Origin of the sequence: Nonomuraea zeae, assembly GCF_005889725.1 — a bacterium.
In the GTDB taxonomy this organism is placed as follows: Bacteria; Actinomycetota; Actinomycetes; order Streptosporangiales; family Streptosporangiaceae; genus Nonomuraea; species Nonomuraea zeae.
This window is the reverse complement of record NZ_VCKX01000023.1, coordinates 64,560-76,534: the sequence shown is the minus strand read 5'-3', so window position 1 is coordinate 76,534 and position 11,975 is coordinate 64,560. Positions and strand designations below refer to the sequence as shown.

The following is an 11,975-nucleotide window of genomic DNA, read 5'->3' as shown; positions in this document are numbered from 1 at the left end:
CGTCCGCGGGTTTCCCCGCCCACGATCCAAGGCCGCACGGACCTGGACGGCGTTCGCCGGTCTCGGCCCAGTACGGCTCGGGCTTGGACGGGCGTTCGCCGGTCTCGGTCCAGTACGGCTCGCGGCCTGGACGGGGGTTCGCCGGGGTCAGGCCAGGGCGGCGCGGGCGCGTTGGCGGCATTCCTCCAGCGTCAGGGCCGCCAGGGCGTCGCGGACGGCGGGGACGCATATGGGAGCCATGGACAGGCTCGTCACGCCGAGGCCCGCCAGCAGGGGCGCGAGCTGGGGATCGCCCGCCGCCTCCCCGCACACGCCCACCGGCTTGCCCGCCTGCCTGCCCGCCTCCGCGCACAGAGCGATCAGCTCCAGCAGCGCCGGCTGGCGCGGATCCAGGAGGTCGGCCAGCGCGGAGTGCTGGCGGTCGGCGGCGAAGGTGTACTGGGCCAGGTCGTTGGTGCCGATGCTGAGGAAGTCCACTTCCCGCAGCAGCTGCCCGGCCCGCAGCGCCGCCGCCGGGACCTCGACCATCGCCCCGACCTTGGCGATGCCCATGGCCCTGGCCCGGCGGGCGAAGGCCGCGGCCTCCTCCACGGTGGTCACCATGGGGGCCATCACCCAGGCCTCCCGGCCCGTCGCGCGGGCCGCCGCGGCGATCGCGTCGAGCTGGGTGTCCAGCACGCGGGGCAGCAGCCGGTCCACCCGCAGGCCGCGCACGCCGAGCGCCGGGTTCGCCTCTTCTGGCAGGCCGAGGAAGGGCAGCGGTTTGTCGGTGCCCGCGTCCAGCGTGCGCACGATCACGCTCTCCGCCTGCTCGAACACCTCGGTGTACGCGCTCACCTGCTCCTCGAACGACGGCGCCCGAGTACGGTCCAGGAACAGGAACTCCGTCCTGAACAGCCCGACCCCCTCGGCGCCCGGCCGCAGATCCTTGGCCGAGCCGATGTTGAGCAGCAGCTTGACCGGATGGCCGTCGGCGGTCCTGCCGGGCCCCGTGCTCGCCGCCAGCCTGGCCCGCTCAGCCCGCTCGGCCTGCCTGACCTCGGCCGCCACCTCCTCGGTGAGGCCCACGGCGATCTCGCCGGTGCCGCCGTCCACACCGACCACCGTTCCGTCGGGGACGGCCATGACGCCCGCGCAGGCCACCACGGCGGGCAGGCCCCGCCCGCGGGCCAGGATGGCGGTGTGGCTCGTGGGGCCGCCCCGCTCGGTGACGAGCGCGAGCACGTCAGGCCCGAGGCCCGCGGTGTCGGCGGGTGAGAGGTCCTCGGCCGCCAGCACGTACGGGTGGCCGGGGGAGGGCAGGCCCGGCATCGGCAGGTCCAGCACGAACGCGACCGCCCGATGCTTGAGGTCGTCCAGGTCGGCGGCCCGCTCGGCGAGGTAGCCGCCGAGCGCGGCGAGCTCGTCGCGGTGCCGGGTGAAGGCCGCGTCCAGCGCGTGAGCGGCGTCCATGCCCTCCCGCGCCTGCCGCTCGGCCTCCTCGCGCAGCATGGGGTCGTCGGCCATCATCGCCAGCGCCTCGAGGATCTCGGCCGCCTCGGCGCCCCCGGCGTCGAGCGCGGCGGCGGCGCGCCGGTTCAGGTCGGCGGTCACCGCTTCGAGGGCCTTGGCGGCGGTGACCGCTTCGGCGGCGGGGTCGGCGACCTGGCGGGGTGCGGGCAGCACCGGTGGCGGGGCCATCCGGAGCAGCGGCCCCGCCGCCCGGCCCCGGCTGACGCCCAGACCGGTGAGCCGCCCAGCGGCATCCGCCCAGGGGCCGCTGTCCGGACGGACGCCGCCGTCACGAGCGGCGGCGCCGGGAGGGGTGGCGGGGTCAGGCATCGAGGGCCTCTTCCGCGTCCAGGTCGCGTGACAGCAGCGCCACCAGCGTGTCCAGAGCCTCCTCCGCCCCCGGCCCATCCGCCTCCAGCGTCACCTCGGTGCCCCGCACCGCGCCCAGGGACAGCACCCCCAGCATGCTCTTGGCCGGGACCGCCTTCTCGCCCAGCCGCACCGTCACCGGCACCCCCAGCCGGACCGCCGCCTGCACGAACAGCTTGGCCGGCCGGGCGTGCAACCCGCTGGCCGAGGCCACGGCGACCGTTCGCTGTGCCATGACATGCCTCCTATCAGCACCGATTCCTCAGTGCAGGGTTCCCAATGCCCGAATCCTCAGTGCCCGATTCCTCAGTGCCTGATTCCGTAGAGAGCGTCTGATCCCTCAGCGCCCTCAGTGCCCGCTGCGTCAGGGCTCGATCGTGACCTTGATGGCCGCGCCCCTGCTGACGAGGTCGATCCCGTCGAGCACCTGGGACAGCGGCAGCCGGTGCGTGATCAGGTCCGCCACCACCACCGCGCCCTCGGACACCAGCCGCAGCGCCTCCGCGTTGTGCGCCGGGCTGGAGCCGTTCGCGCCGACGATGGTCAGCTCCCGGTAGTGCACCAGGTTGGAGTCGAGCGCGATGATCGGGTCGTCCTTGGGCAGCCCGCCGAAGAAGCTGATCCGCCCCTGCCTGGCCGCCATCCGCACCGCCTGCTCCTGCGCCGCCCCCGACGCCGCCGCGGTGATCACCACGTCCGCGCCCCTGCCGCCGGTCAGCTTGAGCACCTGCTCGACCGGGTCGGCGTCGATGGCCGCGTCCGGGCGTACGAGCTCGGCGGCCAGCGCCAGGCGCTGCGCGTTGACGTCCACGAGGAAGACCCGGCCGGCCCCGCGAGCCCGCGCCAGGCGCACGTGCAGGCACCCGATCGGGCCCGCGCCCATCACCACCACGTCGTCGCCGGGACCGACGCCGGCCAGCGACTGGCCGTTCAGCACGCAGGCCAGCGGCTCGGCCACCGACGCCTCCGCGAAGCCGACGCCGGCCGGGATGGCGTTGACGCCGTCCACGGCGAGCACCTTCGCGGGGACGATCAGATACTCGGCGAAGCCGCCGTCGTAGTGGTAGCCCATCGACTCCTGGTTCGGGCAGACCGTCTGCCGGCCGCGCACGCACTCCTGGCACGTTCCGCACGGGATCGCGGCGATCACCTGCACCCGCGCGCCCGTGTCCACGACCTCGCCGGCGATCTCGTGGCCCATCACCCGCGGCGGCCTGATGTGGTGGTGGCCGAACTTGAAGATCTTGGCGTCCGTGCCGCACGTCGAGCAGTTGCGCACCCGGATCTTCAGCTCGCCCGGCCCGGCGACGGGCTCGGGCGCGTCCTCGATCCTGATGTCGCCCGGCGCATGGAATCTGGCGACCTTCATACGAGCTCCTTCAGCACCTGCGAGACCTCCGTGGCCTCGCGCAGCGTCCGCGCGCGGTCAGGGTCGAGCAGGATGTCGGCCAGCGCCGCCAGCAGCGGCACGTGCCCCTCGCCCCTGGCCGCGATGCCGACGCAGAGAGTCACCGGCTCGCCGTCCCAGTCGACGCCGTCCGGAAAGCGCACCACGCAGATCGCGTCGCGCTTGATGTCGTCCTTGGAGGTGTTCGTCCCGTGCGGGATGGCCACGCCCTCGCCCACGTACGTGGAGATCGTCCGCTCGCGTTCGAGCATCGCCTCGATGTACGGCTCCGCGACCGCCCCCACCTCGACCAGCGCCCGCCCGCACCGGCGGATGGCCGCCTCGCGGTCGGGGGCGCTCTCGTTCAGCAGGACCGCCCGCGGGTCGAGCAGGTCGTCACGCATCGACCGTGCCACCGTTCTTGATCGTGGACACCAGCCGGGTCACCGCCGGGTCGCCGAGAAAGATCTGGAACGACACCAGCACCTTGCCGGGCGCGGCGGCCCTGGCCCTGGCGGCGAGCCCGGCGTGGCACAGGACCACGTCGGCGTCGTCGGGAATGGAGTTCACCGGGGTGTGCTCGACGGTGACGCCGGTCTCCTTGAGCTGCTTGCGCAGCTGGGAGGCGAGCATCACGCTGCTGCCCATCCCGGCGTCGCAGGCCACGATGATCTTGTGAACGTCCTTGCTGTCGATGCTGGGCATGGCTCAGGCCTCCTTGGCGGCGGGTTCGGTGGTGGCCCCGTTGGCGGTGCCGGCCGCGGATCCGGTGGCGGATCCGGCGGCAAGCTCGGGGGAGGGGCTGGTGGCGGCGGTTTCGTCCGGACCGCCGGGCTCTTCCTTCTTCTCGCCCCTGCCGAAGCCGAGCAGGACGGCGGCGACCGCGAAGGACACGGCCGTGGCCACGAGGATGCCCAGCGCGGAGCCGAGCCAGCCGCCCTTCGGGGTGACCGCGAGGTAGGCGAAGATGCTGCCGGGCGACGGCGTGGCGACCAGCCCGGCCCCGGTGATCATGAACGTGAACACCCCGGCCGCGCCGCCCGCGATGACGGCCAGGATGAGGCGCGGCTTCATCAGCACGTACGGGAAGTAGATCTCGTGGATCCCGCCGAAGAAGTGGATGATCATCGCGGCGGGCGTGCTCGGCCGCAGCTCGCGCGGCCCGAACAGCAGGTACGCCACCAGCAGCCCGAGCCCGGGACCGGGGTTCGACTCCAGCATGAACAGGATCGACTTGCCCTGCTCGGCGGCCTCGGCGACGCCGAGCGGGCCGAGCACGCCGTGGTTGATCGCGTTGTTCAGGAAGAGCACCTTGGCCGGCTCGATCAGCACGGACGCCACGGGCAGCAGGTTGTTGGTGATCAGCCAGCTCACCGCGTTGCCGGCGGCCGTGGTGACCGCCTCCACGATCGGGCCGATGCCCAGCATCCCGACCACGGCCATCGCGCCGCCCACGATGCCGGCTGAGAAGTTGTCCACCAGCATCTCGAAGCCGGCCTTGGTCCGCTCCTCGGTGAACTTGTCCACATATTTCAGGATCAAGGCGGTGAGCGGGCCGATGATCATCGCGCCGAGGAACATCGGGGCGTCCGTGCCCACCACGACGCCCATGACCGCCACCGCGCCGACGACCGCTCCGCGCTGCCCGTGCACCATCCGGCCGCCGGTGTAGGCGATGAGGATGGGCAGCAGCGTCGAGATGATCGGGCCGACCATCTTCGCGAGCGTCTCGTTCGGCAGCCAGCCGGTCGGGATGAAGAGGGCGGTGATCAGGCCCCAGGCGATGAACGCGCCGATGTTCGGCATGATCATGCCGGCCAGATGGCCGCCGATGCGCTGAATGGTGGCCTTGACACCGGTGCCGGTGACCGGGGGTGTGTACGTGTCGGCCATGGGACGTGCTCCTTTGGGGGGATGAGCAGTTGATCAGCCGTTAGGGAAGTGGGGAAGGGGAGGTCAGGAGCCTGGCGGGGTCGGGCGGGTGCACGGTGACGCCGCCTTCGTCGATGTCGCCGGGCCCGGGCATCCGGCTGCCGGGCAGGCCCACGGCGGCGGCGCCCCAGGCCAGCGCCCGCGCGAGGGCGGCGGGGCCGTGGCCGCCGCCGGCCAGGAATCCAGCCAGCATGGCGTCGCCCGCGCCGACGGAGCTGCGCGGCTCGGCCACGGCGGCCTCGCCGTACCAGATGCCGTCCTCCTCGACGAGGACGGCGCCGTCGGCGCCCAGGCTGGCCAGCACGGTACGCGCGCCGGAGGCCCGCAGCTTGGCCGCGGCCTCGACCACGTCGCCGAGACTGCGGATGCGCAGCCCCGTGGCGCCGGACAGCTCCTCCAGGTTCGGCTTGACGAGGGCGGGACCGGCGCCGAGCGCGCAGGCGAGCGCGGGGCCGCTGGTGTCGACCGCGAGGTGGATGCCCGCGCCCGCGAACCTGCGGCACAGCCGGGCGTAGACGTCCTCCGGCACCTCGGGCGGCAGGCTGCCGGACGCCACCACCCAGTCGGCGCCCTTGTCGTCGGAGTGGGCCGCGGCCAGCACGGCGTCGGCGATCGTGTCGAGCTCGTCCGGCGACAGCGCGGTGCCCGGCTCGTTGATCTTGGTGATGGTGCCGTCGGGCTCGGCGAGCGTGACGTTCGACCTGGTCGTGCCCGCCACCGGGACGGTGACCATGTCCAGCCCCTCGGCGGCGAGCAGGCGGATGAGCTGCCGGCCCTCGTCGCCGCCGAACGGCACCACCGCCCGCGAGGCGACCGCGTTGGCGAGCAGGGCGCGCGAGACGTTCACGCCCTTGCCGCCGGGGTCGAGGTGGGCGGCGGCGGCGCGGATGACCGCGCCCCTGTCCAGGGCGGCGATCTCGATGGTGCGGTCGAGGCTGGGGTTCAGCGTCAGGGTGAGGATCATGCCCTGATCACCTCCGGGCCCACTGCCGCCAGGTCGGCGGCCAGCGTGACGTCCAGCCCGGTGTCGGTGATCACGACGTCGATCTCGCTCAGCTCGGCGAACGTGGCCAGATACGTGTTGGTGAACTTCGTGTGGTCGGCCAGCAGAACGCTGCGCTGCGCGGCCTTGACCATGGCCCGCTTGATCGCCGCCTCGGCCGGGTCGGGCGTGGTCAGCCCCCTGGTGAGGGAGCAGCCGTTGGTCGCCATGAAGGCCACGTCCACGTTGAGGCAGGCCAGCGGGCGCAGCGCCCAGTCGTCCACCGTGGCGAGCGTCTTGCCGCGCAGCCGGCCGCCGAGCATGATCACGTGCAGGTTGGCGCGGGTGGCCAGCGCGGTGGCCAGCGGCGGGGAGTTGACCACGACGGTGAGCTCGCGGTCGGCGGGCAGCACCTGGACCAGGCGGCCCGTCGTGGTGCCCGCGTCGATGATCACGGAGCCGTCCTCGGGCAGCTCGGCCAGCGCGGCCTTGGCGATGCGCTCCTTCTCGGCCGTCATCACCTCGTCGCGGGCGGCCAGCGCGGGCTCGAACCCCAGCCGCTCCACGGGGATCGCGCCCCCGTGCACGCGGCGCAGCACGCCGGCCCGCTCCAGCGCGGTGAGGTCGCGGCGGATGGTCTCGGTGGTCACGTCGAGCTCGGCCGCCAGCGTCACCACGTCGACGCGGCCCGCGCCCCGCGCCCTCCGCAGGATCTCCTGCTGCCGCTCCTCGGCGTACATGATGTTGGTTCACCGCCGTTTCGAGTTGGTTTCATCTGTGTTTATACCCGCTTTCGTTGGCAGGTCAAGAGTTCGGCACCCGAATCTGGTAGTTATAGGCGGGTGCGAATCAAGCATCTGGCCGCCGCGGCGGCCGCCGCCCCCCTCGTCCTCACGCTCGCCGGGCCCGCCCACGCCGCGGCGGCCGAGCCGCGCAAGGTGGCGCCCAGGGTGCCGGCCGGCACCACGGCGGCGTGGGTGGTGTTCGACCGGCAGTCGGGCTCGTTCGCGGCGGCCAGGAACGCGCACAGGAAATACCGCTCGGCCTCCGTCGTGAAGATCCTCATCGCGATCGACTACCTGGAGCGGCGCAAGAGCGTGCCCGCGGCCGACGCCGGCCTGCTGAAGATCATGCTGCGCTCCAGCGACGACGACGCGGCCTCGACGTTCTGGGACCGCGGCGGCAAGGGGCAGATCATCGTCCGGACGGCCCGCAAGCTCGGACTGTCCGACACCACGCCGCCGCCCGCCTCGAAGCCGGGCTTCTGGGGCTACACCTCGCTCAGCGCGTACGACATCGTGCGCACCTACCGCTACCTGCTCGACCGGGCCGACGCCAGGGTCAGGGACACGATCCTCGGGCACCTGCGGCGCTCCACGCCGTGCGGGACCGACGGCTTCGACCAGACCTTCGGCATCCCCGACGCGGTGCCCAGGCCGTGGGCGGTCAAGCAGGGCTGGTCGGGCTTCGGCGCGACGCCGCCGGTCCGGTGCGACGCCAAGGCCACCAGCGCGCCGATCTCCTGGGTCGCGCAGCGCGCCACCGGCTCGGGCGTGCCCGACTACGGCCGGCCCGTGCTGCACACGACGGGGCTCGCGGGCAAGGGTGACCGATTCATCCTGGCGGTGCTGACCGCCCAGCCGGTGGGCAGCACGTGGAGCGGCTCGGTCAAGCGCATCACCACCCTGACCAGGGACCTCTACCGCGGCGTTTCCTAGGGCTCGCCCGGCCGGCTCTCCGTTGCCCTTCGGCCGGCGGCGCTGCTCGCCGGGGGTGCCCGCTCAGCGCGTCACCTCAGCGCGTCACCCTCAGGGCGGCGGCTCAGCGTCATCTCAGGGCGTCGGCTCAGGGCGTCATCTCAGGGCGTCGGCTCAGCGGACGAAGGTGAACATGCGCTCGCCCGCCTCCAGCGCCACCGGCGGGCCGAGGTAGCGGTGCGTGCCGACGCAGTAGGCGTCGTCCCCCGGCCCGCTCTCCGTGCTCACCGCCTCGAACCCGCCGTCCGCGAACCACGAGCAGATCTGCGGCACCAGATCGGGCGCGCGCCGGCTCCTGGTCCAGACGACGGCCGCCCCGGGTGCGCAGAGCTGCGGGAGCAGGCCGATCGTGCGCCGGACGTCGGCGTCGGAGATGTTGCCGAACACCCCGCAGACGAGCACGAGGTTCGCGGGCGCGGCCCCCTCGTACGCGCCGAGCAGCGCGGCGTCCCCGCACACCACCTCGACGCCCTCGGGGGCGATGCTCCTGGCCACGTCGACGTTGTGCTCGTCCAGCTCCACGAGCCTGGCGCGCACCTCGTCGCGCCGGGGATGAGCGGCCAGCACCGGCAGCAGGTCGCGGCCCTGTCCGGCGCACAGGCTCACCACCCGCGTGACGCCGGCGTCGAGCGCGGCGCCCACCTGCCTCTGCACGACGCGCAACCGTCGTTCCAGGGGCGAGCCCGGCTGATCGTACGCGTCGTGCCAGGCCGCCCAGTCGGGTTCAGTCATGATCATGATTCTGGCCGGGGGCGCGCTCATCGCGCAAGCAAACACGGCGCCCCCGGCCACCGCTGGCGCACCCGGCCACGGGCGCAAACCGCACCCCAGACGGCCTCGCGTCTCCTTCGGCGAAGCCGGCCGGGAACGGTGTCAGGACCCCTTGGCCTTGGCGTAGTCGGCGGCCCCGCCGGCGAAGTCGTACACGATGGCCTGCTCGTCGCCGACCACCCAGGCGTCATGCCCCGGCGGGCACACGAACACCTCGCCCGGCCCAGCCTCGGCCTCGGTGCCGTCGTCCATCCGCAGCCGGAGGCGCCCGGCGGCGACGAACCCGTTGTGGTGTACCTGGCACGATTCGGTGCCCACGATCGGCTTGACCGACTCCGACCAGCGCCACCCCGGCTCGAACGTGGCGATGCCGAAGCTCAGGCCGCTGAGGTTGCACACCTCCAGGTGCCCCTTCGGGAAGTCGCGCCGCTCGTCCGGCTTGTCGATGCTCTTGACTTCGATCATGACGTCCCCCTCCCGTCAGTCCAGTCTTATCCATACCTGTTCCTTAGGTGGGGTTTAGCTGGGCAAATACCTCTTTATCGGGTTGCAGTTCATCATGATCGTGATAGTCGTAGGGCATGGCGGATCGAACAAGCGCACTGGACCGGGTGCTCCGGCAGGCAGGCGGCCCAGAGATCCTCGACGTCCTGGCCGAGCGACTGCCGGGCGCCGACCTGACCACGCTCCTGCTGGAGGTGATGCGCCGGCGCGCACAGGTGCTGTCACCGGCCGACGTCCTGCGCCGCTACGGCCACGACCGCTTCGTCGCCCCCGCCCAGATCTCCTTCAGGCGGCTGCGGCGGGCGGAGGACGCGGTGCTGTCGGCGGTCCCCGCGAACGTCGAGCTGATCACCCTGGCACCGGTCGCGCCGCTCGGCACGCACACCACGCTGGGCCCGGTCGACCAGAACAAGGTCGTCTCCACCATCAGGAACAGCGAGGTGGCCGCCGATCCCACCAACGGGCTCGCCCTGGAGGCCGCCCTGCGCCGCCGCGCCGCGCCGGGACCCGATCCGGTACGCCTGGCCACCCTGCAACGCGTCGTGCGCGCCCAGCGCATGGAAGGCGCCACCACCTTCGCCCACTTCACCCTGTTCGCCCTCGTCACGGCCGGGCGCGACACCGGCGACCTGGCCTTCGAGCGGCAGCACGTGGCCGAGCACCTGGCCATCCTGACCGCCGCCGTCCGCGCCTGCGGGGTGGCGGACCCGCAGGTCCTGGTCACCGTCCTGGACGAACGCTTCGAGCGGACCGTCGAGGGCCTGGACGCCGGCCGCGACCCGGACCGGCAGAGCGGCCGCGGCTACTACTCCGGCCTGTGCTTCAAGATCCACGGCAACGGGCTGGAGCTGGGCGACGGCGGTTTCGTCGACTGGACGGCCCGCCTGCTCGGCAACCGCAAGGAACGCCTGCTGATCAGCGCCCTGGGCGTCGACCGCCTCAGCTAGCGGGGTCCCGGACCGGAGGGGCGGGCGCTGGTTCCGGCGGGGTCCCGGGCCGTAGGGCTGGCGCTGCTTCCGGCGGGTTTCGCGGCAGGACTTGGGGCCGGGCCCGCATCCTCCTGAGCCAGGTCAGGCGGGGGAATCCGGCTCGCGGCAGGCGGCGAGCAGCACTCGCGGGAGGGGCTGTGCGCTCCGTACGGTGAGTGACGTCGGCAGGGTGAGGGCGCGGTCGGCCAGGCGGCGGAAGACCACCCGCGGGACACGCGTCATCTCGGCGTTGGCCTCGTAGACGACCGTCCAGGTGGGAGCGCCTGACCCGACGGCGGCCAGGGTGTCGTGCAGGGTGTCGGCGGCCGGTGCGGACACTGGCTGGAAACCGGCTTCCTGGCAGGCGGTCGCCACCGCGTCCACCAGGGCCGGGTTGTCGCGGCGGCCGGTGAGGCGCAGCGGCAGTCCGGCGAGATCGGCCAGGGACAGCGCGTCCCGCTCGGCGAGCGGGTGGCGGGCGGGCAGCGCGATCACCAGCTCCTCGTCCCAGAGCGGGATGAACCGCAGCCCGGGGCTGTCGTCCGGCGCGGCGGCGCGGACGAAGGCGGCGTCCAGACGCCCCTCGGCGAGCTGGGCGAGGCGCTCCTTGACGGGCAGCGAGATGAGCTCGATGCGGATGCCGGGCAGGCGGCGTTCGTAGGCGTCCAGGATGCGGTCGAGCCTGGCGCCCAGGCCGGTGACGGTGCCGAGCTTGAACGTCCCGGTCTGGCCCTGAGCCAGGTCGGCGACCGGTGACAGCCTTCCGGCCCTGCTCCTCGAAGGGCAGGGCCGGGTTGCGTCCGGGCGATCACCGGGCCTGGTCGGAGGCGGGCATGGGCGATCACCGGGCCTGTCGGAGGCGGGCGCGGGAGAGCGGCGGGCCGGTCGGAAGGCGTCAGGCGCCGCGGGTCAGGCGCCGCGGGTCAGGCCGCGTTCGGCGGCGAGCTGCTGCTCCAGGCGCACCTTCTTGGGCACGCACATCCGCCACGCGTCCAGCACCAGCTCGCGCATCTCGGCCTCGTCGAGTGCGGCCAGGCGCGCGACCACCCAGTTGAAGCGCAGGTCGGACTCCCGCGGCATCTGGAACTTGTCGGGCTCGGCCGCGACCAGCGCCTCGCGCTCCTCCTTGGGGAACCCGAAGCCCATCAGCGTCTCGTCGTGCGAGAACGCCACGTAGACGATCTTGCCTACCCGGAATTTGATCCGGTCCCTGATCAGGTGCTCGGACGATCGCGGCAGGGTGCGCGCGAGCCGTCGTACATCGTCGACTGTGACCACAGGGCCACGTTAGCGGTTGCCCTCCGCGGCCGAAATGTCAGCGAGCGCGGAGTTCGGGTCGCGTTCGAGAGCCAGGTCGCCGAGGCTGACGATGCCGACGGCGCGGCCGTCCTCGACCACCGGCAGGCGGCGCACGGCGTGCGAGCGCATGAGGCGTACCGCCTGGTCGATGGTGGTGTCCGGGCAGACCGCCTCGACGGACGCGCTGCACGCCTCGCTGACCGGCGTCTGCGGGCCCTTGTCGTCGGCCACCACCCGCGTGGCGATGTCACGGTCGGTGATGATGCCCTTCATCCGCCCGTGATCGTTGACGATCACGGCGCCCGCGTCGTTGTCACGCATCAGCGCCGCGGCGACGGACACGGGCTGGTCGGCCTCGACCGTCGCCGGGTGGGACGTCATCACATCTGCCACGGTCTTCCCCATGGGATCCTCCTGTCGGGTCGCTCTGCCGACCCTCTACCCGGGCGGATGTGCGACTCACTGGCCCGGGCCGCTTCGCCGCGTCCGGCCCGCGTGTCGCGCCCGCCGCCGGA

The 11,975-nt window shown here is 72.9% G+C and carries 15 protein-coding genes; 2 read left to right on the top strand and 13 right to left on the bottom strand.

Annotated elements, in window-relative coordinates; genetic code table 11:
- Positions 1 to 147 precede the first annotated feature (147 nt).
- From ptsP to ETD85_RS10555, 8 genes are all read right to left on the bottom strand, one after another.
- The gene (gene ptsP / locus ETD85_RS10590; protein ID WP_138689457.1) at positions 148 to 1,821 is read right to left on the bottom strand and encodes a phosphoenolpyruvate--protein phosphotransferase; all 1,674 of its coding nucleotides are present in this window, start codon (positions 1,819 to 1,821) and stop codon (positions 148 to 150) included.
- A complete protein-coding gene (locus tag ETD85_RS10585; protein ID WP_138689456.1) occupies positions 1,814 to 2,095 on the bottom strand; it encodes an HPr family phosphocarrier protein in 282 nt (93 codons plus the stop codon). Before ETD85_RS10585 ends, ptsP begins: the two co-directional genes overlap by 8 nt.
- A 129-nt stretch (positions 2,096 to 2,224) precedes the next feature.
- Positions 2,225 to 3,229: a zinc-dependent dehydrogenase gene (locus ETD85_RS10580; protein ID WP_138689455.1), complete on the bottom strand. Its 1,005-nt coding sequence runs from the start codon at positions 3,227 to 3,229 to the stop codon at positions 2,225 to 2,227.
- Positions 3,226 to 3,651 carry a PTS mannitol transporter subunit IIA gene (locus ETD85_RS10575; protein ID WP_138689454.1) on the bottom strand — a complete coding sequence of 142 codons (426 nt, stop codon included), beginning with the start codon at positions 3,649 to 3,651 and terminating at the stop codon, positions 3,226 to 3,228. Before ETD85_RS10575 ends, ETD85_RS10580 begins: the two co-directional genes overlap by 4 nt.
- Entirely contained in the window at positions 3,644 to 3,952 is a 309-nt protein-coding gene (locus ETD85_RS10570) for a PTS lactose transporter subunit IIB (RefSeq protein ID WP_138689453.1), read from the bottom strand. The genes ETD85_RS10575 and ETD85_RS10570 overlap by 8 nt, the downstream gene beginning before the upstream one ends.
- Before the next feature lie 3 nt (positions 3,953 to 3,955).
- The gene (mtlA, locus tag ETD85_RS10565; RefSeq protein ID WP_240779072.1) at positions 3,956 to 5,140 is read right to left on the bottom strand and encodes a mannitol-specific PTS transporter subunit IIC; all 1,185 of its coding nucleotides are present in this window, start codon (positions 5,138 to 5,140) and stop codon (positions 3,956 to 3,958) included.
- Between the two features lie 40 nt (positions 5,141 to 5,180).
- A complete protein-coding gene (gene pfkB, locus ETD85_RS10560; RefSeq protein ID WP_138689452.1) occupies positions 5,181 to 6,143 on the bottom strand; it encodes a 1-phosphofructokinase in 963 nt (320 codons plus the stop codon).
- Positions 6,140 to 6,901: a DeoR/GlpR family DNA-binding transcription regulator gene (locus ETD85_RS10555; protein ID WP_138689451.1), complete on the bottom strand. Its 762-nt coding sequence runs from the start codon at positions 6,899 to 6,901 to the stop codon at positions 6,140 to 6,142. The genes pfkB and ETD85_RS10555 overlap by 4 nt, the downstream gene beginning before the upstream one ends.
- Before the next feature lie 102 nt (positions 6,902 to 7,003).
- Here ETD85_RS10555 and ETD85_RS10550 point away from each other — a divergent pair, with 102 nt between their 5' ends.
- Positions 7,004 to 7,879 carry a D-alanyl-D-alanine carboxypeptidase family protein gene (locus tag ETD85_RS10550; protein ID WP_138689450.1) on the top strand — a complete coding sequence of 292 codons (876 nt, stop codon included), beginning with the start codon at positions 7,004 to 7,006 and terminating at the stop codon, positions 7,877 to 7,879.
- A gap of 153 nt (positions 7,880 to 8,032) precedes the next feature.
- Here the strand turns inward: ETD85_RS10550 and ETD85_RS10545 are convergent, their stop codons facing one another.
- Together ETD85_RS10545 and ETD85_RS10540 are read right to left on the bottom strand one after the other, a co-directional pair.
- Positions 8,033 to 8,650, bottom strand: coding sequence for an SAM-dependent methyltransferase (locus tag ETD85_RS10545; RefSeq protein WP_138689449.1), 618 nt, complete (start codon positions 8,648 to 8,650; stop codon positions 8,033 to 8,035).
- Between the two features lie 141 nt (positions 8,651 to 8,791).
- A complete protein-coding gene (locus ETD85_RS10540; RefSeq protein WP_138689448.1) occupies positions 8,792 to 9,154 on the bottom strand; it encodes a cupin domain-containing protein in 363 nt (120 codons plus the stop codon).
- A 116-nt stretch (positions 9,155 to 9,270) separates the two neighbouring features.
- Between ETD85_RS10540 and ETD85_RS10535 the strand changes: the two genes are divergently transcribed.
- Positions 9,271 to 10,140, top strand: coding sequence for a hypothetical protein (locus ETD85_RS10535; protein WP_206058226.1), 870 nt, complete (start codon positions 9,271 to 9,273; stop codon positions 10,138 to 10,140).
- 123 nt (positions 10,141 to 10,263) lie between these two features.
- Here the strand turns inward: ETD85_RS10535 and ETD85_RS10530 are convergent, their stop codons facing one another.
- The 3 genes from ETD85_RS10530 to ETD85_RS10520 form a co-directional block, all read right to left on the bottom strand.
- On the bottom strand, positions 10,264 to 10,854 hold the full coding sequence (locus ETD85_RS10530; protein WP_240779074.1) for a LysR family substrate-binding domain-containing protein: 591 nt from the start codon (positions 10,852 to 10,854) through the stop codon (positions 10,264 to 10,266).
- A 216-nt stretch (positions 10,855 to 11,070) separates the two neighbouring features.
- Positions 11,071 to 11,439 (bottom strand): MmcQ/YjbR family DNA-binding protein, encoded by a 369-nt coding sequence (locus ETD85_RS10525; protein ID WP_138689446.1) that lies wholly within the window; start codon positions 11,437 to 11,439, stop codon positions 11,071 to 11,073.
- Between the two features lie 9 nt (positions 11,440 to 11,448).
- Positions 11,449 to 11,865 carry a CBS domain-containing protein gene (locus ETD85_RS10520; protein ID WP_138689445.1) on the bottom strand — a complete coding sequence of 139 codons (417 nt, stop codon included), beginning with the start codon at positions 11,863 to 11,865 and terminating at the stop codon, positions 11,449 to 11,451.
- Positions 11,866 to 11,975: the final 110 nt, after the last annotated feature.

Excerpts from the sequence above, each read along its gene's own strand:
- ETD85_RS10540 (WP_138689448.1), bottom strand. The coding sequence starts at position 9,154 with ATGATCGAAGTCAAGAGCATCGACAAGCCGGACGAGCGGCGCGACTTC.
- ETD85_RS10545 (WP_138689449.1), bottom strand. The coding sequence starts at position 8,650 with ATGACTGAACCCGACTGGGCGGCCTGGCACGACGCGTACGATCAGCCG.
- ETD85_RS10580 (WP_138689455.1), bottom strand. The coding sequence starts at position 3,229 with ATGAAGGTCGCCAGATTCCATGCGCCGGGCGACATCAGGATCGAGGAC.
- ptsP (WP_138689457.1), bottom strand. The coding sequence starts at position 1,821 with ATGCCTGACCCCGCCACCCCTCCCGGCGCCGCCGCTCGTGACGGCGGC.
- mtlA (WP_240779072.1), bottom strand. The coding sequence starts at position 5,140 with ATGGCCGACACGTACACACCCCCGGTCACCGGCACCGGTGTCAAGGCC.
- ETD85_RS10555 (WP_138689451.1), bottom strand. The coding sequence starts at position 6,901 with ATGTACGCCGAGGAGCGGCAGCAGGAGATCCTGCGGAGGGCGCGGGGC.
- ETD85_RS10575 (WP_138689454.1), bottom strand. The coding sequence starts at position 3,651 with ATGCGTGACGACCTGCTCGACCCGCGGGCGGTCCTGCTGAACGAGAGC.
- ETD85_RS10535 (WP_206058226.1), top strand. The coding sequence starts at position 9,271 with ATGGCGGATCGAACAAGCGCACTGGACCGGGTGCTCCGGCAGGCAGGC.
- ETD85_RS10585 (WP_138689456.1), bottom strand. The coding sequence starts at position 2,095 with ATGGCACAGCGAACGGTCGCCGTGGCCTCGGCCAGCGGGTTGCACGCC.
- pfkB (WP_138689452.1), bottom strand. The coding sequence starts at position 6,143 with ATGATCCTCACCCTGACGCTGAACCCCAGCCTCGACCGCACCATCGAG.
- ETD85_RS10570 (WP_138689453.1), bottom strand. The coding sequence starts at position 3,952 with ATGCCCAGCATCGACAGCAAGGACGTTCACAAGATCATCGTGGCCTGC.
- ETD85_RS10520 (WP_138689445.1), bottom strand. The coding sequence starts at position 11,865 with ATGGGGAAGACCGTGGCAGATGTGATGACGTCCCACCCGGCGACGGTC.